Origin of the sequence: Streptomyces sp. C36, assembly GCF_040932295.1 — a bacterium.
Lineage (GTDB): Bacteria > Actinomycetota > Actinomycetes > Streptomycetales > Streptomycetaceae > Streptomyces > Streptomyces triculaminicus.
On record NZ_JBFQGI010000001.1, the window covers coordinates 40818 to 66236 of the forward strand.

General features: G+C 73.2%; 19 protein-coding genes and 1 pseudogene. 11 read left to right on the forward strand and 9 right to left on the reverse strand.

All coding sequences use genetic code 11. The annotated features are described in order from the left end of the window. Position 1: 1 nt before the first annotated feature. A pseudogene (locus AB4K12_RS00200) lies at positions 2 to 823 on the forward strand (terpene synthase family protein); the annotation flags it as partial. A 281-nt stretch (positions 824 to 1104) separates the two neighbouring features. Here the strand turns inward: AB4K12_RS00200 and AB4K12_RS00205 are convergent. Genes AB4K12_RS00205 through AB4K12_RS00225 form a run of 5 tightly spaced genes read right to left on the reverse strand, consistent with a single transcriptional unit; the run spans position 1105 to position 5412 of the window. Then, complete coding sequence (locus tag AB4K12_RS00205; RefSeq protein ID WP_368432164.1) at positions 1105 to 2556, reverse strand: cytochrome P450; 1452 nt, start codon at positions 2554 to 2556, stop codon at positions 1105 to 1107. Continuing rightward, positions 2553 to 3176: an ATP/GTP-binding protein gene (locus AB4K12_RS00210; protein WP_362258693.1), complete on the reverse strand. Its 624-nt coding sequence runs from the start codon at positions 3174 to 3176 to the stop codon at positions 2553 to 2555. Before AB4K12_RS00210 ends, AB4K12_RS00205 begins: the two co-directional genes overlap by 4 nt. Next, positions 3157 to 3516 (reverse strand): DUF742 domain-containing protein, encoded by a 360-nt coding sequence (locus AB4K12_RS00215; RefSeq protein WP_086571088.1) that lies wholly within the window; start codon positions 3514 to 3516, stop codon positions 3157 to 3159. The genes AB4K12_RS00210 and AB4K12_RS00215 overlap by 20 nt, the downstream gene beginning before the upstream one ends. Beyond that, positions 3513 to 3920: a roadblock/LC7 domain-containing protein gene (locus tag AB4K12_RS00220; protein WP_224323434.1), complete on the reverse strand. Its 408-nt coding sequence runs from the start codon at positions 3918 to 3920 to the stop codon at positions 3513 to 3515. Before AB4K12_RS00220 ends, AB4K12_RS00215 begins: the two co-directional genes overlap by 4 nt. A gap of 4 nt (positions 3921 to 3924) precedes the next feature. Then, positions 3925 to 5412 carry a sensor histidine kinase gene (locus AB4K12_RS00225; protein WP_368432165.1) on the reverse strand — a complete coding sequence of 496 codons (1488 nt, stop codon included), beginning with the start codon at positions 5410 to 5412 and terminating at the stop codon, positions 3925 to 3927. 406 nt (positions 5413 to 5818) lie between these two features. Here AB4K12_RS00225 and AB4K12_RS00230 point away from each other — a divergent pair, with 406 nt between their 5' ends. Continuing rightward, on the forward strand, positions 5819 to 8524 hold the full coding sequence (locus AB4K12_RS00230; protein WP_368432166.1) for an AAA family ATPase: 2706 nt from the start codon (positions 5819 to 5821) through the stop codon (positions 8522 to 8524). Between the two features lie 37 nt (positions 8525 to 8561). On the opposite strand, the gene AB4K12_RS00235 is transcribed toward AB4K12_RS00230, so the two are convergent. Next, positions 8562 to 9530 (reverse strand): Ku protein, encoded by a 969-nt coding sequence (locus AB4K12_RS00235; RefSeq protein WP_368432167.1) that lies wholly within the window; start codon positions 9528 to 9530, stop codon positions 8562 to 8564. Between the two features lie 32 nt (positions 9531 to 9562). On the opposite strand from AB4K12_RS00235, the gene ligD (AB4K12_RS00240) reads away from it, so the two are divergent. Then, positions 9563 to 10483, forward strand: a complete 921-nt coding sequence (ligD, locus tag AB4K12_RS00240) for a non-homologous end-joining DNA ligase (protein ID WP_368432168.1) — start codon at positions 9563 to 9565, stop codon at positions 10481 to 10483. Positions 10484 to 10520: 37 nt separating this feature from the next. Here the strand turns inward: ligD (AB4K12_RS00240) and ligD (AB4K12_RS00245) are convergent, their stop codons facing one another. Both ligD (AB4K12_RS00245) and AB4K12_RS00250 read right to left on the reverse strand, forming a co-directional pair. After that, a complete protein-coding gene (gene ligD, locus AB4K12_RS00245; RefSeq protein WP_368432169.1) occupies positions 10521 to 11444 on the reverse strand; it encodes a non-homologous end-joining DNA ligase in 924 nt (307 codons plus the stop codon). A gap of 32 nt (positions 11445 to 11476) precedes the next feature. Beyond that, positions 11477 to 12481, reverse strand: a complete 1005-nt coding sequence (locus tag AB4K12_RS00250) for a PHP domain-containing protein (protein WP_368433110.1) — start codon at positions 12479 to 12481, stop codon at positions 11477 to 11479. Positions 12482 to 12607: 126 nt separating this feature from the next. On the opposite strand from AB4K12_RS00250, the gene AB4K12_RS00255 reads away from it, so the two are divergent. Further along, the gene (locus AB4K12_RS00255) at positions 12608 to 14053 is read left to right on the forward strand and encodes an FAD-dependent monooxygenase (protein WP_368432170.1); all 1446 of its coding nucleotides are present in this window, start codon (positions 12608 to 12610) and stop codon (positions 14051 to 14053) included. A gap of 73 nt (positions 14054 to 14126) precedes the next feature. Here the strand turns inward: AB4K12_RS00255 and AB4K12_RS00260 are convergent, their stop codons facing one another. Beyond that, complete coding sequence (locus tag AB4K12_RS00260) at positions 14127 to 15557, reverse strand: lipase maturation factor family protein (protein ID WP_368432171.1); 1431 nt, start codon at positions 15555 to 15557, stop codon at positions 14127 to 14129. A gap of 78 nt (positions 15558 to 15635) precedes the next feature. Between AB4K12_RS00260 and AB4K12_RS00265 the strand changes: the two genes are divergently transcribed. The 7 genes from AB4K12_RS00265 to AB4K12_RS00295 all read left to right on the forward strand — a co-directional run bounded on the left by AB4K12_RS00265 (position 15636) and on the right by AB4K12_RS00295 (position 25397). Continuing rightward, positions 15636 to 17723, forward strand: coding sequence for a SpoIIE family protein phosphatase (locus AB4K12_RS00265; RefSeq protein WP_368432172.1), 2088 nt, complete (start codon positions 15636 to 15638; stop codon positions 17721 to 17723). 77 nt (positions 17724 to 17800) lie between these two features. Beyond that, positions 17801 to 19681: a methylmalonyl-CoA mutase small subunit gene (gene mutA, locus AB4K12_RS00270; protein ID WP_368432173.1), complete on the forward strand. Its 1881-nt coding sequence runs from the start codon at positions 17801 to 17803 to the stop codon at positions 19679 to 19681. Then, positions 19681 to 21879, forward strand: coding sequence for a methylmalonyl-CoA mutase (gene scpA / locus AB4K12_RS00275; protein WP_368432174.1), 2199 nt, complete (start codon positions 19681 to 19683; stop codon positions 21877 to 21879). Before mutA ends, scpA begins: the two co-directional genes overlap by 1 nt. 13 nt (positions 21880 to 21892) lie before the next feature. Beyond that, positions 21893 to 22882: a methylmalonyl Co-A mutase-associated GTPase MeaB gene (gene meaB, locus AB4K12_RS00280; protein ID WP_368432175.1), complete on the forward strand. Its 990-nt coding sequence runs from the start codon at positions 21893 to 21895 to the stop codon at positions 22880 to 22882. A 111-nt stretch (positions 22883 to 22993) separates the two neighbouring features. After that, positions 22994 to 23869 (forward strand): RimK family alpha-L-glutamate ligase, encoded by an 876-nt coding sequence (locus tag AB4K12_RS00285; RefSeq protein ID WP_368432176.1) that lies wholly within the window; start codon positions 22994 to 22996, stop codon positions 23867 to 23869. Then, on the forward strand, positions 23866 to 24699 hold the full coding sequence (locus tag AB4K12_RS00290; protein ID WP_368432177.1) for a RimK family alpha-L-glutamate ligase: 834 nt from the start codon (positions 23866 to 23868) through the stop codon (positions 24697 to 24699). The genes AB4K12_RS00285 and AB4K12_RS00290 overlap by 4 nt, the downstream gene beginning before the upstream one ends. A 134-nt stretch (positions 24700 to 24833) precedes the next feature. Continuing rightward, positions 24834 to 25397, forward strand: coding sequence for a glycoside hydrolase family 25 protein (locus tag AB4K12_RS00295; protein WP_368432178.1), 564 nt, complete (start codon positions 24834 to 24836; stop codon positions 25395 to 25397). Positions 25398 to 25419: the final 22 nt, after the last annotated feature.

A 25419-nucleotide genomic window follows, 5' to 3' on the forward strand; every position in this document is an offset into this window, starting at 1 on the left:
CATGAGCGACGGCGCAGTACGCGCTTCGGCGATCGGCTGGCGGCTACCGCCCTTCTACTGCCCGATCGAATCGCCCGTCCACCCGCGCGTGGACGAGCTGGAACGACGGGCCATCGCCTGGCTGGACTCGACCGGCATCTTCCACGACGAGACCGAACGGGCCTGGAGCATCGCCACCCACAGCACCGACTTCAGCTGCCGCATCATCCCCTACGGCCGGGACGAGCCGCTGCTGCTGTTCATCGAGTGGAACCACTGGGCGTTCGCCCTCGACGACGTCTGGCACGACACCGGCAGCGCCGACATCCGCACGGCCGCCATCGTGGACCTCAACGCGCGCATCTCCCGCTGTCTGGAGGCGCCGGGATCCGCCATGCTCGGCAGCGGCCCCTTCGACGCCGCCCTGGAGGACCTCGCGGCCCGCACCCGCGCCATGGCCACCCCGGTGCAGCTCCGGCGCGTGGCCGAGGGCATGCGGGACTGGCTGTTCGGCGCCGCCTGGCAGGTCAGCAACATCGAGCGCCGCGTCATGCCGACGCTCTCCGACTACGTCGCCCTGCGGCCGTCGATCAACGGAACCCGCTTCTCACTGTCGTGGAGCGAGATCGCCGGCGGCATCGAGGTGCCGGACAGCGATCTGTACTCCGCCCCGGTGCAGGCCCTCACCGAGGCCGCCGGCTTCATCGTCAGCTGCGACAACGACCTGTTCTCCTACGCCAAGGAGGACAATCAGGAGACCACGGACCAGAACATCGTCAACGTCCTCGTCCACCACGACGGCAGCTCCCCGGAGCGGGCGCTGCGCGACGCCCTGGCCATAAGGGACCGCGCCATGACGCTCTTCCTGCGGCTTCGCGAGCAGGTCGCCCGCGAAGCCGACCCGGAGCTGCTGCGCTATCTCGAGGCGCTGGGGCACTACATCGCCGGCTGCATCCGGTGGATGAACGCCGCGCCGCGCTACGCCAGCCCGCGGAACCGCTACGACCTGCCGGTCCCCGGCGCGACCTACGGCGTGACGTGGCGCGACACCCCCAGCGACCCCGGCACCGGACCGCTGCCCATAGCGTCGGCGGCCTGGTGGTGGGATCAGCTCGACGCCACGTCTCAGCGGCGCCGGAACCACCGCGTCAGCGACGTCCACCAGGAGGTACGGGTGCCGGAGGCACGAGCCGGCGGCGCCGGGATCGCCGTGGGCTGCTCAGGGGCGGAGTTCCGCTCGAGCTCGTGAGGCGTGGCGGGCGCGGCCGTGAGCGCCGGCTCGGTCCGTTCGGCGGGGAGCGGCTGCTGCGCGGTGAACTTCACGGGCAGGTCCACCAGGTGACGTGACATCAGCGAGGAGAGCCAGCGCAGTTCGTCCTCCGGGACGGCCAGCTGGATGTCGGGCAGCCGGTTCAGCAGCGCCTCGATGCCGGTGTCCGCGATGGCCCGGCCGATGTCCTGGCCGGGGCACTCGTGCGCCCCGCCGCTGAAGGCGAGGTGGGAGCGGTTGCCGTGGACGGGCGTGGTCGGGTCGGGGCGGATCGCGGTGTCGACGTTGGCCGCGGCGAGGCCCAGCACGAGGGCGTCGCCGGCCTTGATCTTCTGTCCGGCGAGTTCCGTGTCCTGCGTCGCCCAGCGGCCGAGGATGGTGGTGAAGGGAGGCTCGTCCCAGAGGATCTGCTCGACGGCGTCGGGCAGCGTCATGTGCCCGCCGGCCAGGTTGGCCCGGCAGCGGGGGTCGGTCAGCAGCATCCGCAGCGTGTTCGCGATCAGGTTGGCGGTGGTCTCGAACGCGGCGATGAGCACCAGCCGCAGATGCTGCTGCACCTCGTCGTCGGTGAGCTCGCTGGAGTGCTCCAGCAGCCAGCTGGTGAAGTCGGGGCCGGGGTCCGTGCGCTTGCGGGCGACCAGTTTGCGCAGGGCCTCCTGCACGTACTCGTTGCTGGCGACGGCGGTCTCGGTGCCCTTGATCATGTCGCGGGCGGCCTTGACCAGCCGGGGGCCGTACTCCTCGGGCATGCCCAGCAGCTGGGTCATCACCAGCATGGGCAGCGGTTCGGCGAACTCGTGCACGAGGTCGGTGCTGCTCTTGAGACAGAAGGTGTCGACCAGCTGGTCGGCGAAGCGGGTGATGTGGCGCCGGACCCCACGCCGGTCGAAGCGGCCGAGGGAGTCGTTGATGGCGCCGCGCCACCGCTCGTGGACCTGGCCGTCGGCGAACGCGCAGATGGGCTGCCAGGTCGAGATCGGCGCCAGGGGGTGATCGGGGGTCAGCTTGCCCTCGCGCATGTCCCGCCAGACGCGGGAGTCGCGCGAGAAGCGCGAGGGGGTGCGGGTGACGTCGAGGTTCTCGCGGTACCCCAGGATCAGCCAGGCGGGCAGATCACCGTGGAGCAGCACCGGGGCCACGGCGCCGTGCCGGTCGCGCAGCTGCTCGTACAGCCCCATCGGGTCGGCCTCCGCGGTCGGGCCGTACAGGCGGGCGAGGCCTCCCGGGCCGTAGGCGTGGGCCGGGCACTGCGGCGGGGGAGCGGCGAGGGTGGTGTCCGCCGGGGAGTTCTCGTCGGGTGGGGTCACTGTGGCTCCGAGATCTCGTTCGTGAGGTGGTAGAGGTAGCGCATGAGCGCCATCAGCGTGTCCCGGCAGGACGCGCGGTCCCGTGCGTCACAGGTGAACATGGGGACCGACTCGGGCAGGTCCATGGCGGAGCGCAGTTCCGTCATGGGGTGGACGGGGGATCCGGGGAAGGTGTTGACGGCGACCACGAACGGGACGCCGCGTTCCTCCAGGAGCCCGATCACGTCGTAACTGACCTCCAGGCGACGGGTGTCGAGCAGGACCACCGCGCCCAGGGCGCCCTCGAAGAGGCCGTCCCACAGGAACCAGAAGCGCTCCTGGCCCGGAGTGCCGAACAGATACAGCACCAGCTGCTCGTTGATGCTGATCCGGCCGAAGTCCATGGCCACGGTGGTTTCGATCTTGTGCTCGATGCCGGCGAGGTCGTCCACCCCCACGCCGGCCTGGGTCATCGTCTCCTCGGTGGTCAGCGGCCTGATCTCGCTGACCGTGCCCACGAGGGTCGTCTTGCCGACTCCGAACCCGCCGACGATCACGACCTTGACGGCGGCCGCCGTCGAGGAGGGAAGGATGTCCTCCTTCCTGGGGCCGGCGTACGAGTCAGAGGTTTTGTAGTCCATGCATCACCGCCTCCAGGAGCTGGACATTGGGCAGGGCGGCGACCGGTACGGGGGGCCTGGCCTCCACCTGGTCTTCCTTGAGCAGATCGGTGACCAGGACGGTCACGGTGCTGACGGGTAACGTGAGGTACGCGGATATCTCGGCGATGGAGAGCGGGTAGTCGCACATCTGGACGATGGCGGAGTGTTCGGGCTGGAGCCCGGGGTCGGGGTCGGCCCGGGAGACGACCAGCGTCACCAGGTCGAGCCTGGTCTGCTTGCCCGTACGGCTGCGGCCGCTGGTGATGATGTAGAGCCGGTCCGGATTGCCGGGGTCCCACGCTTTTCCGGCTTTGCTCATGCCACCGGCCCGCTGACGCGCGGCGGACTGGTGAGATGCTCGCCGATGCGGGCCACCAGGTCGCGCATCCGCTGTCCCATCAGCCCGGCGTCCACGTCGTCGTCCGCCAGCACCGCCAGATACGCCCCCGCGCCGGCCGCCATCAGATAGAAGAAGCCGCCGTCGACCTCGATGACGACCAGGCGCATCCGGCCGTCGCCGTTGGGGAACTCGGCGGCCACGGCGGTGGAGAGGCTCTGCAGTCCGGCACAGGCGGCTGCCAGGCGGTCCGCGGCATCCGTGTCCGAGCCGTGCTGAGCCATGCGCAGGCCGTCCGAGGACAGCACGATCACGTGGCGCGTCTGAGGGACGCTGGATGCCAGGTCCTTGAGCATCCAGTCCATGTTGAACCGCGGCTGCGTCACTTGGCTACTCTTTCTCGTCTGACGATTCATCACTGGTCGGTCCCCCGGAAACCGCCGGCAGAGCCTCGCCGTTGACGGCGCTCGTGAAGGCGGCCAGCCACATGCCCGGCTGAGGGGGAGGATCGGCCGGAGGCTGGTGGCGGGGCCCGGACGCCGGGGCCGCCGCGGCGGCCCGGACGCCGCGCGCGGCCATCCCCGGGGCCCGCCTGCGACGCTGCGGCAGCCCGCCCGAGCTGTGCGAGGGGACGGCCTGTGCGTCGAAGGGGAGGTCCGGAAGCGGCCGGCCGGGCTTCTTCCTGATCTTGGGGGGCGGCAGGGTGGCCGCCCGGGCGATCTCGCCGCCGGGCGTCGCGCTCGGGGTGGTGAGGCCCTCCGGCACGATCAGGACCGCCCGCACCCCGCCGTAGGCCGAGGGGCGCAGGGAGACCCGGAAGGCGTAGGTCTTGGCGAGCCGGCTGACGACGGCCAGGCCGAGCCGGGGGGTTTCGCCGAGGTCGTTGAGGTCGAGCCCGCGGTCGGCGACCTCCAGCACGGCTTCGGCGCGCCGCCGGGCCTCGTCGGTCAGGCCCACGCCGGCGTCCTCGATCTCGACCGCGACGCCCGACTGGACCTCCACGGCGGTGAGGTGGACGCGGGTCTGCGGCGGGGAGTACCGGGTGGCGTTGTCGAGCAGCTCGGCCAGCGCGTGGATCAGCGGTTCCACCCCGGGGCCCACCACGGCGACGTCCGCCACCGAGTGGAGGTCGACCCGGCGGTAGTCCATGATCCGGGACATCGCGCCGCGCAGGACGTTGTAGAGGGGCACCGGGTTCTTCCACTGACGGCCCGGCCGGGAGCCGCCGAGCACCGCGATGCTGTCGGCCAGGCGGCCGATCAGCGCGGTCTCGTGGTCCAGGTGCAGCAGGTCGCCGAAGACCTCGGGGTTGTTGCCGTGCCGGTCCTCCATCTCGCGCAGGTCGGTGGCCTGTTGGTGCACGATCGCCTGGACCCGGCGGGCGATGTTGACGAACGCGCGGTGCGCGGACTCGCGCAGCCCCTCCTCGGCCTGGACCGCCTCCAGCACCGAACGGAGCACGGCGCGGTGGGCGGTCAGGAACGACGGGTCGAGCGGCGTGCGCGGTGCCACCTCGCGCAGGACCTCGTCGGTGGAGGCGCCCTGCTGCAGCATGCGGACGGCGGCGGGGAGCAGCTCGCGGGCCAACCGCTGGGTCTCGGCCTCCTGTTGGACGAGCTGGTGGCGCAGGTCGGCCTCCTGCTCGGCGCACCGGCGGCGCAGCGCGGCGATCGCCCGTCCGCGGCGCGCGACCTCGGAGGAGGTGACGGTCGCCGTGAGGGTCGCCGCGATGCCGCACCACGCGGCGAAAACGTGCGCCCCGTCGGGCGCGAGGAGGGTCGCGGCGGCCGTGCAGACCGCGAGCACGACAGGTGGTACCAGCCATATGAGGGAGGAGGCGGGCCGCCTGCCTTGCTGTGACGATCCAGTACCAGCCATCGACGTCCTCGGGAGCTCTTGGGAAATGATGTGCGTGCGGCATGGGAAAAAAGGGGGAGCGCCGCCCTGCCGCGAAATGCGCGGCGGCTTCTCCGGCTGCGCGGCGCAGCAGTGGACAGCAGCGTGCGGCGGTTGCCGCAACCCGCTGTGCGACATGGAGCGTAGCCTGTCGTGCGGTGTGACGACGTGAAGTTGTCATATTCGCAGAATGGGCTGACAAGCGAATTCGAAAGGGTTCACAATGACCCCGCACCACGGCAGTCGAATAAAGCTTTGAATTAAGGGATGGATGTTCGATTCGGTGTCGGGGTCACGCTCCCGGGTGGTTCGGCTGGCGGAACCCTGTCCCCAAGCCCGGCCGACGGGTCTAGGCTCGCTGCACCACACTCATACGGGAGACACTCTTATGACGGGGCAACAGCGTGAACGACGCCCGCACAACGCCCTGTTCGAGCGCGAGCAGGAGATCGCCACTACGCGGCAGGCCGTCGAGGGCCTGTGCACCCGCGTCGCCGAGGGCCGCCCGGCGCAGGGCGGCCTGCTGCTGTACAGCGGGGAAGCGGGAGCGGGAAAGACGGCGCTGCTGGGCGAGCTGCGGCGGATGGCCGCCGGGTACGAGGGCTGCACCGTCCTCCACGCCCGCTGCAGCGCGACGGCGGAGACCGTCCCCTTCCACATCGTCCGGCAGCTCCTGCAGCCCGCCCTCGCCGCCATGACGTCGGCGCAGCGCGAGGAGCTGCTCGGCGGCTGGTTCGACATCGCGGGGCCGGCCCTCGGCATCGCGCCGCCCGTCGGCCCGCCCGCCGACCCGCAGGGCGTGCGCGACGGCATCGACTGGCTGGTCACACAAATGGCCCTGACCCGCGCGCCGTTGATCCTGGTCATCGACGACGCGCACTGGGGCGACGCGGAGTCCCTCGCCTGGCTCGCCTCGTTCGCGGTGCGGCTGGGCGACCTGCCACTGCTGATGGTCGTCGCCTACCGGCCCGACGAACTTCCCGCCCACACCCCCGCCTTCCAGGAGCTGGTCGGCGCCCGCGGCCACCGTCCGGTCGTGCTGCACTCCCTCACGCCGCGCGCGGTGGCCGAGCTGGTCCGCGCCGCCCTCGGCGAGGAGGCCGACGACCCCTTCTGCCGCGAGGTGTGGGCCGTCACCGGCGGCAACCCCTACGAGACCACGGAGCTGATCGCCAAGGCGTGCGACCGGGGCCTGAAGCCGGCCGAGGAGTCCGCGGTCCTGCTGCGCGAGCTCGGCGCCGCCGCCCGGGGCAGCGGCCTGGTGACCCGGCTGGAGCGGCTGGGCACGTCCGCCACCCGCTTCGCCTGGGCGGCCTCCGTGCTCGCCAGCGAGGTCTCGCCGCGCCGGGCCGCCATGCTCGCCGGGATGAGCCCGGCGGAGGCCGACGACTGCGCGGACCGGCTGCGCGAGGCGCGCATCCTGACCGGCGTCGAGACGCTGGAATTCGTCCATCCGCTGATCGCCACCGCCGTCTACCAGGCCGTCCCGCCCGCCACCCGCACCGCGATGCACGGCCTCGCGGCCTGGGCGCTCACCAACGCGGGGCTCGGCGCCGCCGCCGCCTCCCGGCACCTGCTGGAGGTCCACCCCGACGGCGACGCGGAGCTCGTGGAGTCCCTGCGCGAGGCCGCCCGCGAACACCTCGCCGTCGGCGCGCCCGAGGCGGCCAACCGGTGCCTGGAGCGCGCGCTGGCCGAGCCGCCACCGCCCGACGAGCGGGCCGCCGTCCTCTACGAACTCGGCTGCTCCGCGCTGCTGACGTCCCCGCCCACCACCATCAACCACCTGCGCTCGGCCCTGGAGCTGCCCGGCCTCCCCAAGGAGCTGCGCGTCGACGCCACCTACCGGCTCTCGCAGGCCTACGCCCACAACAGCCAGCTGGAAGAGGCGGCCCGGGTGGTCGCGGAGCAGGAGGAGAACACCCCGGACGGGCCGGGGCGCATGCGCCTGCAGGCCGCGCACTACCTGTGGAAGGGCATCCAGCTGGAGGAGGAGGGCGCGCACGAGCGTTCGCGGCGGCTCGCCCACCTCGCCGACCCCCTGCAGGGCCGGGACAACGCCGAGCGGGCCATGCTCGCCCTGCGCGCCTTCGACGCGATGATCCGCGGCGAGGACGCCGTGCGGGTGACCGAGCTCAACGACCGGGTGCTGCAGGACGGCCGGCTCCCCGCCGAGATGTCCTGGACCAACAGCGAGTGGGGCTTCGAGATCCCCAGCGTCGTCGGCATCACCTACGCCTACACCGACCGGCTCGACCAGGCCGAGGAGCTCTTCAACGAGGCCGTGCGGTCGTTCGAGATCTCCGGATGGCGCGGTGCCCACCTGGCGTTCGCCCATGAGTTCCTCGGCATGGTCCACCTGCGGCGCGGCAGGCTCGACCTCGCCGAGGGCTTCCTGCGCGAGGGCCTGCGCCTGGCCGACCGGCTGGGGCCGGGGCTGCCCATCCAGTGGGACGGGACCTGCCTGCTCATCGACACGCTGCTCGCCCGCGGCCGGGTGGACGACGCCCGGGTCGTCGCCGAGACGTACTCCTTCGGGCCGCCCTACCCTCCGGCGATGGTCATGCCCGACGCCCCCAGCGTGGTCGGCCGTCTGCTGCTCGCGCTCGGCAGGCGCAAGGAGGCCGTCGCGGAGCTGGAGGCCGCCGGGCGCCGGCTCGAGGAGCGCGGCCGCAACAACACCCTCTGGGCGCCCTGGGCCCTGGACCTCGCCGCTGCCGTCGCGCCCGAGGAGCCCGAGCGGGCCCGGGCGCTGGCCGAGCAGGCGGTGCGCAACGCGGCCCGCTTCGGCACGGACACCGCCATGGGCGAGGCGCTGCGGCGCTCCGCCCGGGTGGTCGAGGAGGACGAGGTGCTGCCCCGGCTGGGGCAGGCGCTCGAGCATCTGCGCAGGTCACCGTGCCGTTCCGAGTACGCGGCCGCACTGGTGGACCATGGCGTCGCGCTGCGCCGGGCCGGGCGGTCCGGGGAGGCGGAGGCGCAGCTGCGCGAGGGGCTGGTCCTCGCGGAGGAGTGCGGGGCGGAGGGTCTCGCGGCGACGGCCCGGGAGGAGTCCGCGTCGCTCGCCGGGGAGGAGGGGCAGCCGGTCCGGTAGGGATCCGGCTGTCCGGGGGGCCGTGCGCGGGGCTTGTTCAGCCCGCGCGGCGGCCCGTTTTCTTTGTCGCGCTCTTCGCCGTCCCGGCCGCCTTCGTGGTCTTGGCGGCGGTGGTCTTCTTCGCCGTCGAGGAGGCGGCGGTCTTCTTCGCGGTCGTGCGCTTCTTCGTCTCCGCGGTCTTCTTCGGGGCGGCCGGAGCCGTCCTCGCCGAGGCCTTCCCGGTCTCGGCGCCCTTCTTCCCCGCCGTGTCGATGGACGCCTGCAGGGCGGCCATCAGGTCGATGACATTGTCGGGCGCGGCCGCGGTGGCCTTCTGGGGCACGGGACGGTGTTCGAGGTGGGCGTTGATGAGCTCGCCGAGGGCGACCTCGTACTCGTCCTCCAGCGACTCCAGGTCGAAGTCCTCGGAGAGGGTGTCCATCAGGCTCGTGGCCATCTTGAGCTCCTGCGGGCGCACGGTGACCGAGGCGGGCGGGGCCAGGCCGGCGGGCTCGCGGATCTCGTCGGGCCAGTACATCGTGTGCAGGGTCAGCAGGTCGCCGTGGACGCGCAGCAGCGCCAGGGACTCCCGGGTACGCAGTGCGATCTTGGTGACGGCCACCCGTTCGGTCTGCCGGAGGGTCTCGCGCAGCAGGACGTACGGCTTGTCGGCGGCGGCGTTGTCCGGCGCGAGGTAGTAGGCGCCGGAGAGCCGCAGGGGGTCGATGCGGTCGCCGTCGACGAAGGCCAGCACGTCGATGAGCTTCTTGCTCGGCAGGGGCAGGCCGGCCAGGTCGTCCTTGGTGAGGACGGCCGTGTTGCCCTCGTCGTCCTCGAAGCCCCTGGCGACGTGCTCGTAGTCGATCTCCTTGCCGCACGCGTCGCAGACGCGCTTGAGGTGGATCCGGCCGCCGTCCGCGTCGTGGACCTGGTGCAGCCTGGTGCCGTGCTCCTCGGTGGCGGCGTACAGCCGTACGGGGACGGAGACCAGCCCGAACCCGATCGCGCCCTTCCACATCGTCCGCATAGCTCGCATCCCTCCGTGGCAACTATCACCATATGTCCACTTCTTCGGAGCGGCAGTCCCCGGAACGGCAGGTGGTGGAGGTCGAGGGCCGCAGACTGTCCCTCTCCCACCTGGACCGGGTCCTCTTCGCGGCCTCCGGGCACACCAAGGCCCAGATCCTGCGCTACTACGCCGCCGTCGCCCCCGCGATGCTGCCGCACGCCCGGGGCCGGGCCGCCTCCTTCGTCCGCGCCCCCGAGGGCACCGGCGGGGAGAGCTGGGTCGCCAAGACCCCGCCCAACGGATCACCCCGATGGGTGCCCCGGGTGCCCGTCCGGCACAAGGACGGGGTGGCCGAACAGGTGATGATCGACTCCATGGCGGCCCTGATCGCCATGGTGAACCTCGGCGCGTACGAGGTGCACGTCCCGCAGTGGACCGCGGAGGCCGGCCCCGACGGCCACGACCGCCTGGTCCTCGACCTCGACCCCGGCCCGGGCGCCGATCTCGTCGTCTGCTGCCGCGTCGCACAGCGGCTGCGCCAGCTGCTCGCCGACGACGGGCTCACGGCCCATGCGGTGGTCTCCGGCGCCAAGGGGCTGCACCTGTACGCGCCCGTCGAGGCCGCCTCCGGCCGGGCGACCGGGCACTACGCCAAGCGCCTGGCCACCGTGATGATGAACGAACACCCCGGCCTGGTGGTCGTCTCCATGACCAAGGCCGAACGCCGGGGCAAGGTGCTCATCGACTGGTCGCAGAACGCGAGCGCGAAGACCACCGCCGCCCCCTACACCGTGCGCCTGCTGCCCGACCGCCCGGGCGTGGCCGCCCCCGTCACCTGGGACGAGGTCGCGGCCTGCGCCGACCCCGGCGATCTCGCCTTCACCCCCGAGGAGGTCCTCGACCGCCTCGACGCCCACGGCGACCCGCTGGCCGCCCTCGCCGGGAACGACACCCGGGCGCCGCTGCCCTAGGGGGTGTCCGATGGGCCGGCACAAGCCCTGCGGCGCCTCACCCCAGCCGGGTCAGGTCCGGGCGCAGCCGGTGCCAGGTGGGGTGCCGCAGCCGCCCGGAGGCCGTCCAGCCGGAGAAGACGACCTCCGCGACCAGACGCGGCTCGACCCAGTGCGCGCCCGGCACGTCGACCGGGCCGGTGAAGGGGGATCCGGCGCGCGGGATCACCCCCAGGTAGCGGGCCAGCTCCCCGCGTTCGTACTCGGAGAGCCCGGACCCGACGGAACCCGTGTAGCGCAGGCCGGAGGGCTCGGGCAGACCGGTCAGCAGGGCGCCGGGGAGCCCGGAGAGGTGTCCCCGGCCCTCCGCCCAGCCGCCGATGACCACGTCGAGGGTGATCACGTGTTTGGTCTTGCGCCAGTCGGGTGACCGGACGCCCGGCAGGTAGCGCGACGTCAGCCGCTTGGCCAGCACCCCCTCGAAGCCGCTCGCCAGCGTGGCGTCCCACGCCTGCCGGCCGTGCCCCTCGAGGTGCGCGGGCACCGACCAGTTGGGCCCCCCGAGACCCAGCCCGTACAGCAGGGCGCGGCGCTCCCGATAGGGAAGATCGGTCAGCAGCGCGCCGTCGAGGTACATGACGTCGAAGAGCATCAGATGAACGGGACACTCCATCGCCAGATGCGCCGCGCGGCGCGGGTTGGTGACCCCCATCCTCCGCTGCAGCAGCCCGAAGTCGGGCCGCCCCTTCTCGTCCACCACCACGATCTCCCCGTCGAGCACCACCGGCCGGCCCGCCAGCCGCTCGCCGAGCCCCTGCAGCTCGGGGTAGGTCCGGGTGACGTCGTTGCCCGCCCGGGTGACCAGCCGCAGGGAGCCGTCGCCCGGTGCGCCGGCCACGCAGCGCACGCCGTCCCACTTGACCTCGAATCCCCAGGACGCCTCGTCGTCCTCGGCGGGCAGCGGGGCCGGCGTGGCCAGCATGGGCCCGATCCAAGGGAGGTCGCGCTCCGACGTCACGTCGCCCCGGCCCAGTCCAGCAGCTCGTCCGCCGTCCAGGTGGTGACGACGCGGTCGGCGGGCACGCCGCACTCCTCGGCCCGCGCGCAGCCGTGGATCTGCCAGTCGAGCTGGCCGGGGGCGTGGGCGTCGCTGTCGATGGAGAACAGCACGCCCGCGTCCAGCGCCTGGCGCAGCAGCCTGCGCGGGGGGTCGAGCCGCTCGGGCCGGCAGTTGATCTCCACGGCGGTGCCGAAGCGGGCGCACGCGGCGAAGACCATCGCCGCGTCGAACTCCGACTCCGGCCGGTGCCCCAGGATCCGCCCCGTGCAGTGCCCGAGCACGTCGACGAGGGGGTTGGCGACGGCGGCCACCATGCGGCGCGTCATGGACTCGGCGTCCATCCGCAGCTTGGAGTGCACCGAGGCGACCACTACGTCCAGCCGCTCGAGCAGTTCCGGTTCCTGGTCCAGTGAGCCGTCGGCCAGGATGTCGCACTCGATGCCCGTCAGCAGCCGGAAGCCGTCCCCGAGCAGGTCGTCGACCTCGGCGACCACCGCGAGCTGCTCGCGCAGCCGCTCCGGCGACAGGCCGCGGGCGATCGTCAGCCGGGGGGAGTGGTCGGTGAGCACGGCCCACTCGTGGCCCAGCGCCCGGGCGGCGCGGGCCATCTCCCCGATCGGGCTGCCGCCGTCCGACCAGTCCGAGTGCAGATGGCAGTCGCCGCGCAGCGCCGCCCGCAGCTCCAGCCCGCCCTCGGCGAGCGGTCCGGCCTCCTCCTCCAGGCGGGCCAGATAGCCGGGCACCTCCCCGCGTACGGCCTCGGCCACCGCCGCCGCGGTCTTGGGGCCGATCCCCTTCAGCTCCGTCAGGGATCCGTCGGCGACGCGGCGGCGCACCTCCTCGTCCGGCAGCTCCCCGACCACGGCGGCGGCCGTACGGAACGCCTTCACCCGATAGGTGGGCGCCTGGGCGCGCTCGAGCAGGAACGCGATGCGCTCGAGCGCCTCCACCGGCTCCATGGCCTCTGCCTCCACACCACCACCGTGCGCTACCCCTCGCACGTTCGCACGCGTTCGGCCCGGGCCTGGCGTGGGCAGATCCCACCGGAGCGCCCTTCCCGTTCAGCGACCCTCGAGGAGACGACGGTGACCGTCGAGGAGAGAACCGAGACGAGCGACCCGCGGCCCGGTCCGCCGGCCGCCGTACCCCGCCGGGCGGTGGTCCTCGGCGGGGGCCTGGCCGGCATGCTGGCCGCCTCCGTACTGGCCGGCCACGCCGACGAGGTGGTGGTGCTCGAGCGCGACCGGCTCCCGGCGACGGCCCTGCCGCGCAAGGGCCTGCCCCAGGCCCGGCACGCCCATCTGATGCTCTCCGGCGGGGCGCGGGCCGTGGAGTCGCTGCTGCCCGGGATCACCGACGCCTGGGTGGCCGCGGGGGCGCGGCGGATGGCGCTGCCCACCGCTGTGGTGACGCTGTCGGCGCAGGGCTGGATCCCGCGCGCGGCCGGGCGGCAGTTCCTCATCTCCTGCAGCCGCGACCTGCTCGACCTGGTGGTCCGGCAGCGGGTCACGGCCCTGCCGCGGGTCACCGTGCGGGAGGGCGTCGAGGTCCTCGGCCTGACCGGCGACGCCCGTCGGGTCACCGGCGTGCGCGTGGCCGGCGCGGGGCGCGGCGAGCCGTGGACGCTGCCGTCCGACTTCGTCGTCGACGCCACCGGCCGGGGCTCGCGGGCCCCGCACTGGCTGACCGGCCTCGGCCTGCCCGCCGTCCGGGAGGAGACCGTCGACTCCGGCCTGGTCTATGCCAGCCGGCTCTTCCGGGCGCCGCCGGGCGCGGAGGACTTCCCCGTGGTGAGCGTCTCCCCCGCGCCGGGCCGGGACCTGCCGGGCCAGGGGATGACCCTGCACCCCGTCGAGGGCGGGCGGTGGCTGGTGACCGTCTCCGGCACGCGCGGCGGCGAACCCTCCCGGGACGCCGCCGCGTTCGAGCCGTTCGCGCGCCGCCTGCGCCACCCCCTCGCGGCCGACCTCATCGCCCGCGCCGAGCCGCTGACCGACGTCCACCTCAACCGCTCCACCGTCAACCGGCGCCGCTGCTTCGAGCGCCTGGACCCCTGGCCCGCGGGCTTCGTCGTCACCGGGGACGCCGTCGCCGCCTACAACCCCGTCTACGGGCACGGCATGTCGGTGGCCGCCCTCGCCGCCGTCGCGCTGCGCGGGGTCCTGGCCGGGGAGGTGCTCGCCGACCCCCGGGTGGCCCGCCGCGCCCAGCGCGCCATCACCCGTACGGCGGACCCGGCCTGGGCCATGGCGGCCGGCGAGGACATCCACTACCCGGGTGCCGTGGGCGAGCGGCCGCCGGCCGCCGCGCGGCTGCTGCGGGGCTATCTGCAGCGCATGATGCGCACGGGAACGGTGGACCACGCCGTGACCCGGGTGCTGATCGATGTGATGACGTTGTCGGCGCCGGTGTCGCGGCTGTTCACGCCCGCCGTGGCGCTGCGCGTGGCGCGCGGACCGGGCCGCCGGCCGCCGCACGAGCCGCCGGTCACCGCCGCCGAGCTGGCCAGCGTGGGCCTCGCCGCCCGCTGACCGGGCCGACCGTCGGTGGCGGGCGCGAGCCCCTCGGGTCGCGGCCGGTGCGGCCGGGCACCGGCCGCACCGGTCAGCGCCGCGCCAGCCGGGTCGGCGGCAGGTACTCGCGCTCGAAGGTGCGGTGCCACCAGGCGCCGGTCTCCCGCAGTTCCCGCCAGGTGGTGAAGCGGTAGAGGTAGAGCCGGGCGCGGACGTGGGTGGGCGGGGCGGCGGGGAAGGGGTTGTGCCGCAGCAGGCGCAGGGTCGCGGGGTCGCCCGTCAGCAGCCGCTCGACGAAGGGGCCGAACCACTCCCGCGCGTAGGCCGGCGAGATCCCGGCGAACCACATCAGCCAGTCCAGCCGCAGGTGGTACGGGGCGTACTGGCGGGACAGCCGGCGCGGGTCGCCCGGCTTGCCCTTGAAGCCGTACTCCTTCCAGACCGTCTCCTCGGTGAGGGTCTCCTCGTCGGTGCCCTCGACGATCACCTCGTGCCGGCTGCGGTTGACGCTGCCGAAGGCGCCATAGGTGTTGACCAGGTGAAACGCATTGAAGGAGACGTTCATCCGCTGGTGCGGGGAGAGCAGATTGCGCGCGGGCCACCAGCTGAGCACCAGGACCAGCACCGTCACGGCGAGGACCACGGCCTCGTACCAGAGGGGCGCCGGGCCCAGCGGCGCGTGGTGCGCCACGGAGAAGACGTCCGCCAGCGCCTGCCCGTCGACGGCGGCGAGGGCCAGGACGATGGTCAGCCAGTTCAGCCAGGAGAAGTTGCCGGAGGCGACCAGCCAGAGCTGGGTACAGATGATCACGCCGGCCGCGACGCTCGCCACCGGCTGCGGCGCGAAGAGCCCGAGCGGCACCACCAGCTGGGCGACGTGGTTGGCCGCCGTCTCCACGCGGTGCAGCGGCCGGGGCAGCCGGTGGAAGAACCAGCTCAGCGGCCCCGGCATGGGCTGGGTCTCGTGGTGGAAGTACAGGCAGGTCAGGTTCCGCCAGCAGGGATCCCCGCGCAGCTTGATCAGCCCGGCGCCGAACTCCACGCGGAAGAGCAGCCACCGCATGAGCCACAGCACCAGCACGGGTGGGTCCGTCCGCGCGTTGCCCAGGAAGACCGCCAGGAACCCGGCCTCCAGCAGCAACGACTCCCAGCCGAAGCCGTACCAGGTCTGGCCGACGTTCACGATGGACAGATACAGCGCCCACAGCGCCAGCCACATCAGCATCGACGCCCACAGCGGTACCGCGTCCGCCGCCCCCAACACCACCGCGGCCGACAGCAGCGCGCCGCCCCAGGCCCAGGCGGCGAAGAAACGGTCGGAGTAGTGGAGGTGGAAGACGCTGGGCGACCTGCGCAGGGGGACGTACGCTACGAAACGGGGGACCGGCAGCATGCCCCGCGCGCCGATGAGCGCGCGGAACTGCAGGGCGGCCGAGAGGAAGGCCACCAGGTAGACGACGGCGAGCGCGCGCTGCAGGACGAGCCGGCTCAGCCAGTAGCCGGAGGCGGTGAACCACTCCATGCCGGTATCCGTACCACCGCTGCCGCGGGAGCGCGCAGCCACATCGAAGAAACCGACAAAAGGTGGCAGAGTGGCTCTATGGTTGATCGGGGAGCGACGGCCGCCGCCGCAGCGCCGCCGGACGACTGGCCCGCCCGCCCGGAGCTGATCCACGCCCTCCACCGCACGGGAAGCTTCGACTGGGACCTCGTCAGCGGACGGTTGCACCTCGACGCCGTGGCCCTCGAGGTCCTGGAGATGCCCGCGGAGGCCTTCCACGGCAACATCTCCGACCTCTCCGGCCGGCTGCCCCGCTCCGACGCCACCAGGCTCGACGCCCAGGTCGCCCGCGCCCTGAAGGAGGGCCGCGAGAGCTACGGCGCCTACTACCGCGTACGCGGCGAGACCGGCAGCCTGCGCTGGACGTACACCCAGGGCCTCATCCGGCGCGACGAGCAGGGACGCCCCTGCCGCATCATGGGCATCGTCCGGGACGCCGGCGAGGAGCTCGGCCAGGCCGGACCGCGCGAGCAGGAGCTCGAGCGCCGCCACCAGACCACCGTGGTGGAGACCATCACCGCCGCCCTCGCCCACGCCAGGACCGTCCAGGACGTCATCGACTTCTTCAAGGACGCCCAGGCCGTCGAGCACCTCGGCTCCGACCTGCTCGTCCTCGGCCTCGTCGAGTCCGGCCGGATCCACCTCGTCGCCGAGGGCCCCTCCGAGCACTTCATCCCGGGCACCCGCTACACCCGGGTGGACGACAACTTCCCCATGAGCGACGTCATCCGCACCCTCGCCCCGCGCTTCATCGAGTCCCGCGAGGAGTTCTCCACCTGCTACCCCTGGCTGTGGGACCGCATCAAGGGCATCGGCATCGCCTCCGCCGCCTACCTCCCGCTGATCGCCCAGGCCCGCCCCATCGGCGCCCTCGGCCTCCTCTACCGCGAGGCGCGCGGCTTCACCCAGCACGAGCGCAACCTCTTCATCGCGCTGAGCAGCAGCCTCGCCCAGAGCATCGCCCGCGCCATGCTCTTCGACCAGGAACACGACCTCGCCGAGGGCCTGCAACAGGCCATGCTCCCGCGCCGCATCCCCGACATCCCCGGCGCCCAGATCGCCGTCCGCTACCGCTCCGCCCGCATGGGCCGGGACATCGGCGGCGACTGGTACGACGCCATCCCCCTGCCCGGCGGCCGGGTCGGGGCCGTCATCGGCGACGTCCAGGGCCACGACACCCACGCCGCGGCCGTCATGGGCCAGCTGCGCATCGTCCTGCGGGCCTACGCCACCGAGGGCCACGCGCCCGCCACCGTCATGGCCCGCGCCTCCTCCTTCCTCTACGAACTCGAGACCGACCGCTTCGCGACCTGCACCTACGCCGAAGCCGACCTCGCCACCGGCGTCGTCCAGCTGGTGCGCGCCGGCCACATAGACCCGCTGCTGCGCCACACCGACGGCACCGTGAGGCGCCTGCCCGTCTCCGGCGGCCTGCCACTGGGCCTGTCCGCCGAGTTCGGCCGCCTCGACTACCCCGTGACCACCGTGGAACTGGACCCGGGGGAGACCCTGATGATGTTCACCGACGGTCTGGTCGAGGAGCCCGGCTCCGACCTCGACGAGGGCATCCGCACGCTCACCGCCGCCGTCCGCGAGGGCCCCTACGACCTCCACAAGATGGCCGACCTGCTGTGCGACGCGATGGGTGAGCGGAACGGCGAGGACGACATGGCCGTCCTGCTGCTGCGCCGCCACGGCCCCGCGGTACGCGGCGGAGGACGGCTGCAGCAGCACATCGCCCCCGCCGACCCCGAGGCCCTCTCGGCCGGCCGGCACATGATCCGCGCGGCGGTACGGGCCTGGGGAGCCCGGGAACGCTCCGACGAGATCGAGCTGGTCGCCGACGAGTTGGTCACCAACGCCCTGCTGCACACCGACGGGGCGGCCGTGGTGACGATCCGTATGATGCCCGGCCCCGAACGGCGGGTGCGGGTAGAGGTCGAGGACAAGTCCAGCGTCCTCCCGCGCCGCCGCGAGCCGGGCGAGGCCGGGGTCTCGGGCCGGGGGCTGCTGCTGGTCGAGGAGCTGACCGACGTCTGGGGCGTGGAATCGCGCGGCACCGGCAAGTCGGTCTGGTGCGAATTCGTCGTGACCGACGGGCGGCACGCCGCCGACGAAGCCGGCTGACCGGCTGATCGGAAGAGGCCAAGGTCACAGCGGTTGCCCCTGCTGCGGGGCGCGCCCGCTCCCCTAGCCTTCCCCCCATGACGGTCCTGCCCGACGACGGCTTCCACCTGGCCGCCGAGTTCCCGGACGCGACCCGCGAGCAATGGCAGCGCCTCGTCGAGGGCGTGCTGAGCAGAGCGGGCACCGCGGCCGAGGGACCGGCGGCCGAGGACGCGCTGACCACGGCGCTCGAGGACGGGCTCGCCACCCGCCCGCTGTACACCGCCGACGACGCCGGCACCCTGCCCGGCCTGCCCGGCTTCCCCCCGTTCGTCCGCGGCGGACGACCGGAGGGCACCGCGCTCACCGGCTGGGACGTACGCCAGCACCACGGCGGCGCCGACCCCCGGAAGGCCAACGAAGCGGTCCTCGCCGACCTCGAGAACGGCGTCACCTCCCTGTGGCTCACCGTCGGCGGCGCCGGACTGCCCGTCGAGGACCTCCCCGCCGTCCTGGACGGCGTCTACCTCGACCTGGCCCCGGTCGTCCTCGACGCCGGCGCGGAGTTCGAGCCCGCCGCGCGACGGCTGCTGAGCCTTTACGCCGAGCGCGACCTGCCGCCCGGCGCGGCCGCCGGCAACCTCGGCGCCGACCCGCTGGGCACCCTGGCCCGCACCGGCACCGACGCCGACCCCGCCGCGGCCCTGGACGCCGCCGCCGGCCTCGCCGCCCTGTGCGTCCGCGACCACCCGCGCCTGCGCGCCCTGACCGTCGACGCGCTGCCCTACCACGAGGCCGGCGGCACGCCCGCCCAGGAACTGGGCGCCTCGCTGGCCACCGGCGTCGCCTACCTGCGTACCCTCACCGCCGCCGGGCTCACCGTCGACGAGGCCTGCTCCCAGCTGGAGTTCCGCTACTCCGCCACCGCCGACCAGTTCCTGACCATCGCCACACTGCGCGCCGCGCGCCGGCTGTGGGCCCGGGTCGCCGAGGTCAGCGGTGCCGCGCCCGCGGCCCGCGCCCAGCGCCAACACGCCGTCACCTCCTCGGTGATGATGACCCGGCGCGACCCCTGGGTGAACATGCTGCGCACCACCATCGCCTGCCTCGGCGCCGGGGTCGGCGGCGCGGACTCCGTGACCGTGCTGCCCTTCGATCAAGCTCTCGGCCTCCCCGACGCCTTCGCCCGGCGCATCGCCCGCAACACCTCCACGATCCTTCTCGAGGAGTCGCACCTGGCCCGGGTGATCGACCCGGCCGGCGGCTCCTGGTACGTGGAGCGGCTGACGGACGAACTCGCCCACGCGGGCTGGGAGGTCTTCCAGGGGATCGAGCGCCTGGGCGGCCACGCGGCGGCCCTGCGCTCGGGACGCCTGGCCCAGGACCTGGCCGACAGCTGGCGGGCGCGCGGCGACAGGATCGCCGAGCGGCGCGAACCCATCACCGGCGTCAGCGAGTTCCCCCACCTCGGAGAGCAGCCCGTCCACCGCGAGCCCGCCCCCGCCGCACCCTCCGGCGGACTGCCGAGGGTCCGCCGCGACGAGGCGTACGAGGCCCTGCGCGCCCGCTCGGACGCCCACCTCGCCGCCACCGGCACCCGGCCCCGCGTCCTCCTCGCGGCCCTCGGCCCCGCCGCCGCCCACACCGGCCGGGTCACCTTCGCCGCCAACCTCTTCCAGGCGGGCGGCATCGAGCCCGTGACCCGTCAGGTCACCGCCGAGGACGCCGCCGGCGCCCTCACGGCCGAAGGCGCCACGATCGCCTGCCTGTGTTCCGGCGACGCGCTCTACGCCGACCAGGCCGAGGCCGTGGCCTCGGCGCTCAAGGCCGCCGGCGCCACCACCGTCCTCCTCGCCGGAAAGCCCAAGGGCGAGCTGCGGGAAGACTGTCTGCGGGCCGGAGTCGACGAGTTCGTCTTCGCCGGCGGCGACGCCGTCGCCGTCCTCTCCTCCGTCCTCGACCAGATGGGAGTGGCGTGATGCCGATCCCCGACTTCTCCGGCATCGACCTGGGCCCGGCCGCCGCCACCGCCGACCCCGGCGCCTGGCGGGCGGCGCTGAAGGAGAGCACCGGCAGGAGCGTCGAGGACCTGCTCTGGCAGACCCCGGAGGGCATCGGCGTCAAGCCGCTCTACACCTCCGAGGACCTCGACGGCCTGGACTTCCTGGGCACCTACCCGGGCATCGCGCCCTACCTGCGCGGCCCGTACCCCACCATGTACGTCAACCAGCCCTGGACCATCCGCCAGTACGCCGGATTCTCCACGGCCGAGGAGTCCAACGCCTTCTACCGCCGCAATCTGGCGGCCGGTCAGAAGGGGCTGTCCGTCGCCTTCGACCTGCCCACCCACCGCGGCTACGACAGCGACCACCCGCGCGTCACCGGTGACGTCGGCATGGCCGGCGTCGCCATCGACTCGATCTACGACATGCGGCAGCTCTTCGACGGCATCCCGCTCGACCGCATGAGCGTCTCCATGACGATGAACGGCGCGGTGCTGCCCGTGCTGGCGCTGTACATCGTCGCCGCCGAGGAGCAGGGCGTACCGCCCGAGAAGCTGGCCGGGACCATCCAGAACGACATCCTCAAGGAGTTCATGGTCCGCAACACCTACATCTATCCGCCCCGGCCCTCGATGCGGATCATCTCCGACATCTTCGCGTACACCTCGCAGAAGATGCCGCGCTACAACTCCATCTCCATCTCCGGCTACCACATCCAGGAGGCCGGGGCCACCGCCGACCTGGAGCTGGCCTACACCCTCGCCGACGGCGTGGAGTACCTGCGCGCCGGCCTCGGCGCGGGCCTCGACGTGGACGCCTTCGCGCCCCGCCTGTCCTTCTTCTGGGCCATCGGCATGAACTTCTTCATGGAGATCGCCAAGCTGCGGGCGGCCCGGCTGCTGTGGGCCCGCCTGGTCAAGCGCTTCGACCCCAAGAACACCAAGTCGCTGTCCCTGCGCACCCATTCGCAGACCTCCGGCTGGTCCCTGACCGCGCAGGACGTCTTCAACAACGTCGCCCGTACGTGCGTCGAGGCCATGGCCGCCACCCAGGGCCACACCCAGTCGCTGCACACCAACGCCCTCGACGAGGCCCTGGCGCTGCCCACCGACTTCTCCGCCCGTATCGCCCGCAACACCCAGCTGCTGCTCCAGCAGGAGTCCGGGACCTGCCGGGTCATCGACCCCTGGGGCGGCAGCGCCTACGTCGAGAAGCTCACCCACGACCTCGCCCGCCGCGCCTGGCAGCACATCGAGGAGGTCGAGGCGGCCGGCGGCATGGCCCAGGCCATCGACGCCGGCATCCCCAAGCTGCGTGTGGAGGAGGCCGCGGCCCGCACCCAGGCCCGCATCGACTCCGGCCGCCAGCCGGTGATCGGCGTCAACAAGTACCGGGTCGACAGCGACGAGCAGATCGAGGTCCTCAAGGTCGACAACTCCTCGGTGCGCGCCCAGCAGATCGACAAGCTGCGCCGGCTGCGCGCCGAACGCGACGAGAGCGCCTGCCGTGCGTCGCTGGAGGCGCTCACCCGAGCCGCCGCGGCGAACCCCGGCCCCGGGCTCGAGGGCAACCTGCTGGCGCTGGCGGTGGACGCGGCCCGCGCCAAGGCCACCGTGGGCGAGATCTCCGACGCCCTGGAGAAGGTGTACGGGCGGCACGCCGGCCAGATCCGTACGATCTCCGGTGTGTACCGGGAGGAGGCCGGCATGTCGTCCGGCGTGGAGCGCACCCGCGCGCTGGTCGAGGCGTTCGAGCGGGAGGACGGCCGCCGGCCGCGCATCCTGGTCGCCAAGATGGGCCAGGACGGCCATGACCGCGGCCAGAAGGTGATCGCCACGGCCTTCGCCGACCTCGGCTTCGACGTGGACGTCGGCCCGCTGTTCCAGACCCCGGCCGAGGTCGCCCGGCAGGCGGTCGAGGCGGACGTGCACATCGTCGGCGTCTCCTCGCTGGCGGCCGGTCACCTCACGCTCGTCCCCGCGCTGCGCGAACAGCTCGAGGAGCAGGGCCGCGAGGACATCATGATCGTCGTCGGCGGGGTCATCCCGCCGCAGGACGTCCCCACGCTGCTCGAGATGGGCGCCGCCGCGGTCTTCCCGCCCGGCACGGTCATCCCGGACGCCGCCCACGACCTGCTGAAGACCCTGTCCGGGGTCCTCGGCCACGAGCTGTGAGGCCGCATCCCTGATGGCCCGCGCGATCGACATCGACGCTTATGTGAAGGATGTGCTCGACGGGAAGCGGGCGGCCATCGCCCGCGCCATCACCCTCGTCGAGTCCACCCGCCCCGACCACCGCGCCCTCGCCCAGCGCATGCTGACCGCACTGCTCCCGCACGCGGGCGCGGCCCGGCGGATCGGCATCACCGGCGTGCCCGGCGTCGGCAAGTCCACCTTCATCGACGCCCTCGGCACGATGCTCACCGGACTCGGGCACCGCGTCGCCGTCCTCGCCGTCGACCCGTCCTCCAGCCGCACCGGCGGCAGCATCCTCGGCGACAAGACCCGCATGGAACGCCTCGCCGTCGACCCGGCCGCCTTCGTCCGCCCCTCGCCCACCGCGGGCACGCTCGGCGGGGTCGCCAAGGCCACCCGCGAGACCATCGTGGTGATGGAGGCCGCCGGCTACGACGTGGTGCTGGTGGAGACCGTCGGCGTCGGCCAGTCCGAGACCGCCGTCGCCAACATGGTCGACACCTTCCTGCTGCTCACCCTCGCCCGCACCGGCGACCAGCTCCAGGGCATCAAGAAGGGCGTACTGGAACTGGCCGACCTCGTCGCCGTGAACAAAGCGGACGGACCGCACGAACGCGACGCCAAAGCCGCCGCCCGCGAGCTCGCCGGCGCCCTGCGCCTGATGCAGTCGCCGGACGCGGCCTGGAACCCGCCCGTCCTGACCTGCAGCGCCCGCGAGAGCACCGGACTGGACACGCTCTGGGAACGGATCGAGCAGCACCGGCGCGTTCTGGAGGCCACCGGCGAACTCGCCTCCCGCCGCCGCGAGCAGCAGGTGGACTGGACCTGGACCATGGTCCGCGAACAGCTCCTGACCGAGCTGCGCGCCCACCCCGAGGTGCGCCGCCTGGGCCCGGACCTGGAACAAAGCGTGCGGGAGGGCACCCTGACGGCGAGCCTGGCCGCCGAGCGGCTGCTGGAGGCGTTCCGCTCGCCCCCGTGACCGGTCGTGGCGGTGCTGTACGTTCCACCCTGGCGCCCATGACATCCTGAGCCGTCAAGTTCCGCCGGGGCGGATCGGCGGTTGTCCGGGATATCGAGGATGATGCAGCACATGAGACTCTGCTTCCTGGTGGAGGAGCAGTACCGGTACGACGGCATGCCGGTGGACGTGATCCGCCAACTGACCGCCTGGGGCCACCGGGTGGACGTGCTGCGGCCGGGCGGTTCACTGCTGAGGCTCTCCGAGGCCGTACGCGCCGGGCGGCACGACGCCTGGGTGCTCAAGACGGTGTCGGGCGGTCCGGGAATGACGCTGCTGGAGGGCGCGGCTGCCGTGGGCCTGACCACGGTCAACGACGCCCGCGCCGTACGCGGCGTGCGGGACAAGGCGCTGGCCGCGGTGATCGCCGAATCCCGCGGCCTTCCCGTGCCCGCCACGTACGCGGCGATGCGGGCCGAGGACTTCGCCGAGCTGCCCGCGAGCGTCTACCCCCTGGTGGTCAAGCCCGCCGACGGCAGCTCCGGGCGCGCGGTGCGGCTCGTACCGGACCCCGAGCGCCTGCCCGCGCCGGACGCCGGGGCCGCGGCGGACGGCATGCTGATAGCCCAGCCGTACGTGCCCAACACGGGCGTCGACCTGAAGGTGTACTGCGTCGACGGCGAGCTGTACGCCACCGAGCGCCGCAGCCCCCTGCACCCCGACCACCCCGCGCGCGAGCGCCAGGTGCCGCTGACCGGCGAGGTGGCGGCCATCGCCGCCGAGGTCGGCGCGGTCTTCGGCCTCGACCTGTACGGGGTGGACATCGTCTTCGGCCCCGACGGCCCGGTGGTCGTCGACGTCAACGACTTCCCCAGCTTCCGGCAGGTGCCCGACGCGGTGGCCAAGGTGGCCCGCGCGATCCTGCGGCTGGCCGGCGCGGACCGGACGGCCGCGGTCCCGCCGCCGGCCGCGCCCGTGGCCGCCGGAGGCCTGGGCGGCGGCGCATGAGAATCTGCCTGCTGACGCCCGCCCCCGACCACCCGCTCCTGGCCCGCACCACGGACCTGCTGACGTCCCGGCACACCGTGGAATGGCTGGACCCGGGCACCGCGGACGCCGCCCTGCCCGACCCGGCGACGCTCGCCGACGTCTATCTGCTCAAGACACGCACACCGCGTGCCCTGGCCTACGCGCGCCACCTCGAGGAGCACGGCGCACCCGTGCTGAACTCCGCCGCCGCCACCGAGCTCTGCCAGGACCGCACCGCCATGGCGGACGTCGCCCTGCGCGCCGGCCTGCCGTTCGTCGCCACGCGCACCGAGCCCTCGCTGCGGCTGCCGGGGCCGGCGGCGGAGCCCGCCTGGCCCGTGGTGGTCAAGAGCCGCCACAGCCGCCGCCACGACCTCGTCGCCCGCGTCGACGACGCCGAGCGGCTGCGGGAACTGGCCGCGCGCTGGCCGGACGAGCCGGTGGTGATCCAGCCCTTCACACCCAACAGTGGCTGGGACCACAAGATGTGGGTGGTCGGCGACGAGATCTTCGCCGGGCTCCGCCGCTCCGAACTGGCCGAGGGCGGCGCGGACAAACGCACCCGCACGCTCGGCCTCGGCGACCTGCCGGACGAGTGGCTCGAGGTGGTCCGGCGCGTGGGCGAGGTCTTCGCCCTGGACGTCTACGGCGTCGACCTGCTCGACGCGGGCGGCGGCGCGCCCGTGATCGTCGACATCAACGCCTTCCCCGGCATCCGGGGCCAGCACGGCGCCCCCGAGGCGCTGGCCGCCCTGGCCCTGCACACGGCGGCGGGCAGCCGGCGGCCGCGGGTGCCGGTGGGCCCGTAGGACTGCGGGGTCGCACGACCGTACGTTCGTACGACTGTGGGAAAAACGTAGGGCCAAAGCTCTCGCTGGCGCGCCGGTTGGGACCGATACTGCGGACGCCCCGTCGTTCGTCCGCGGTACCGGAGGTGACCGGCATGCTCCACGGCATCGATGTCAGCAGCCACAACAGCGAGAACTATCCCGTCGAGGGCTACGACTTCGTCTTCGTCAAGGTGACGGAAGGAACGTCGTACACCAACCCGAAATGGGTCAAGCAGCGCGACCGGGCCCGGCGGGCGGGCCTGGTCGTCGGCTACTACCACTACGTCACCCCCGGCTCGATGTCCGCGCAGGGCGACTACTTCCTCGACAAAATAGCCTTACGCGAGGGCGACGTCCTCGCCCTCGACTGGGAACACGCCGACGTCTGGGGCCGCGACAAGGACCGCTGGCTGGACTACGTACGCCAGGAGGCGAGCGGTCACAAAGTGGTCCTGTACTGCAACCGCGACTACTGGTTCAACCGGGACACCACCAGCGACGCCGGCGACGGGCTGTGGATCGCCGACCCCGGACACGCCGCCGGCCACCCGGCCGTCCAGCACCCGTGGACCTTCCACCAGTACAGCTGGGCCGGGGGCCTGGACCGCAACGTCGGCCGCTTCGCCGACCGCGCGGCGCTCCGGGCATGGGCGGGCGCCGCGCACGAGGCGGAGTAGCGGCACGGCCGGGCGGCCGGAC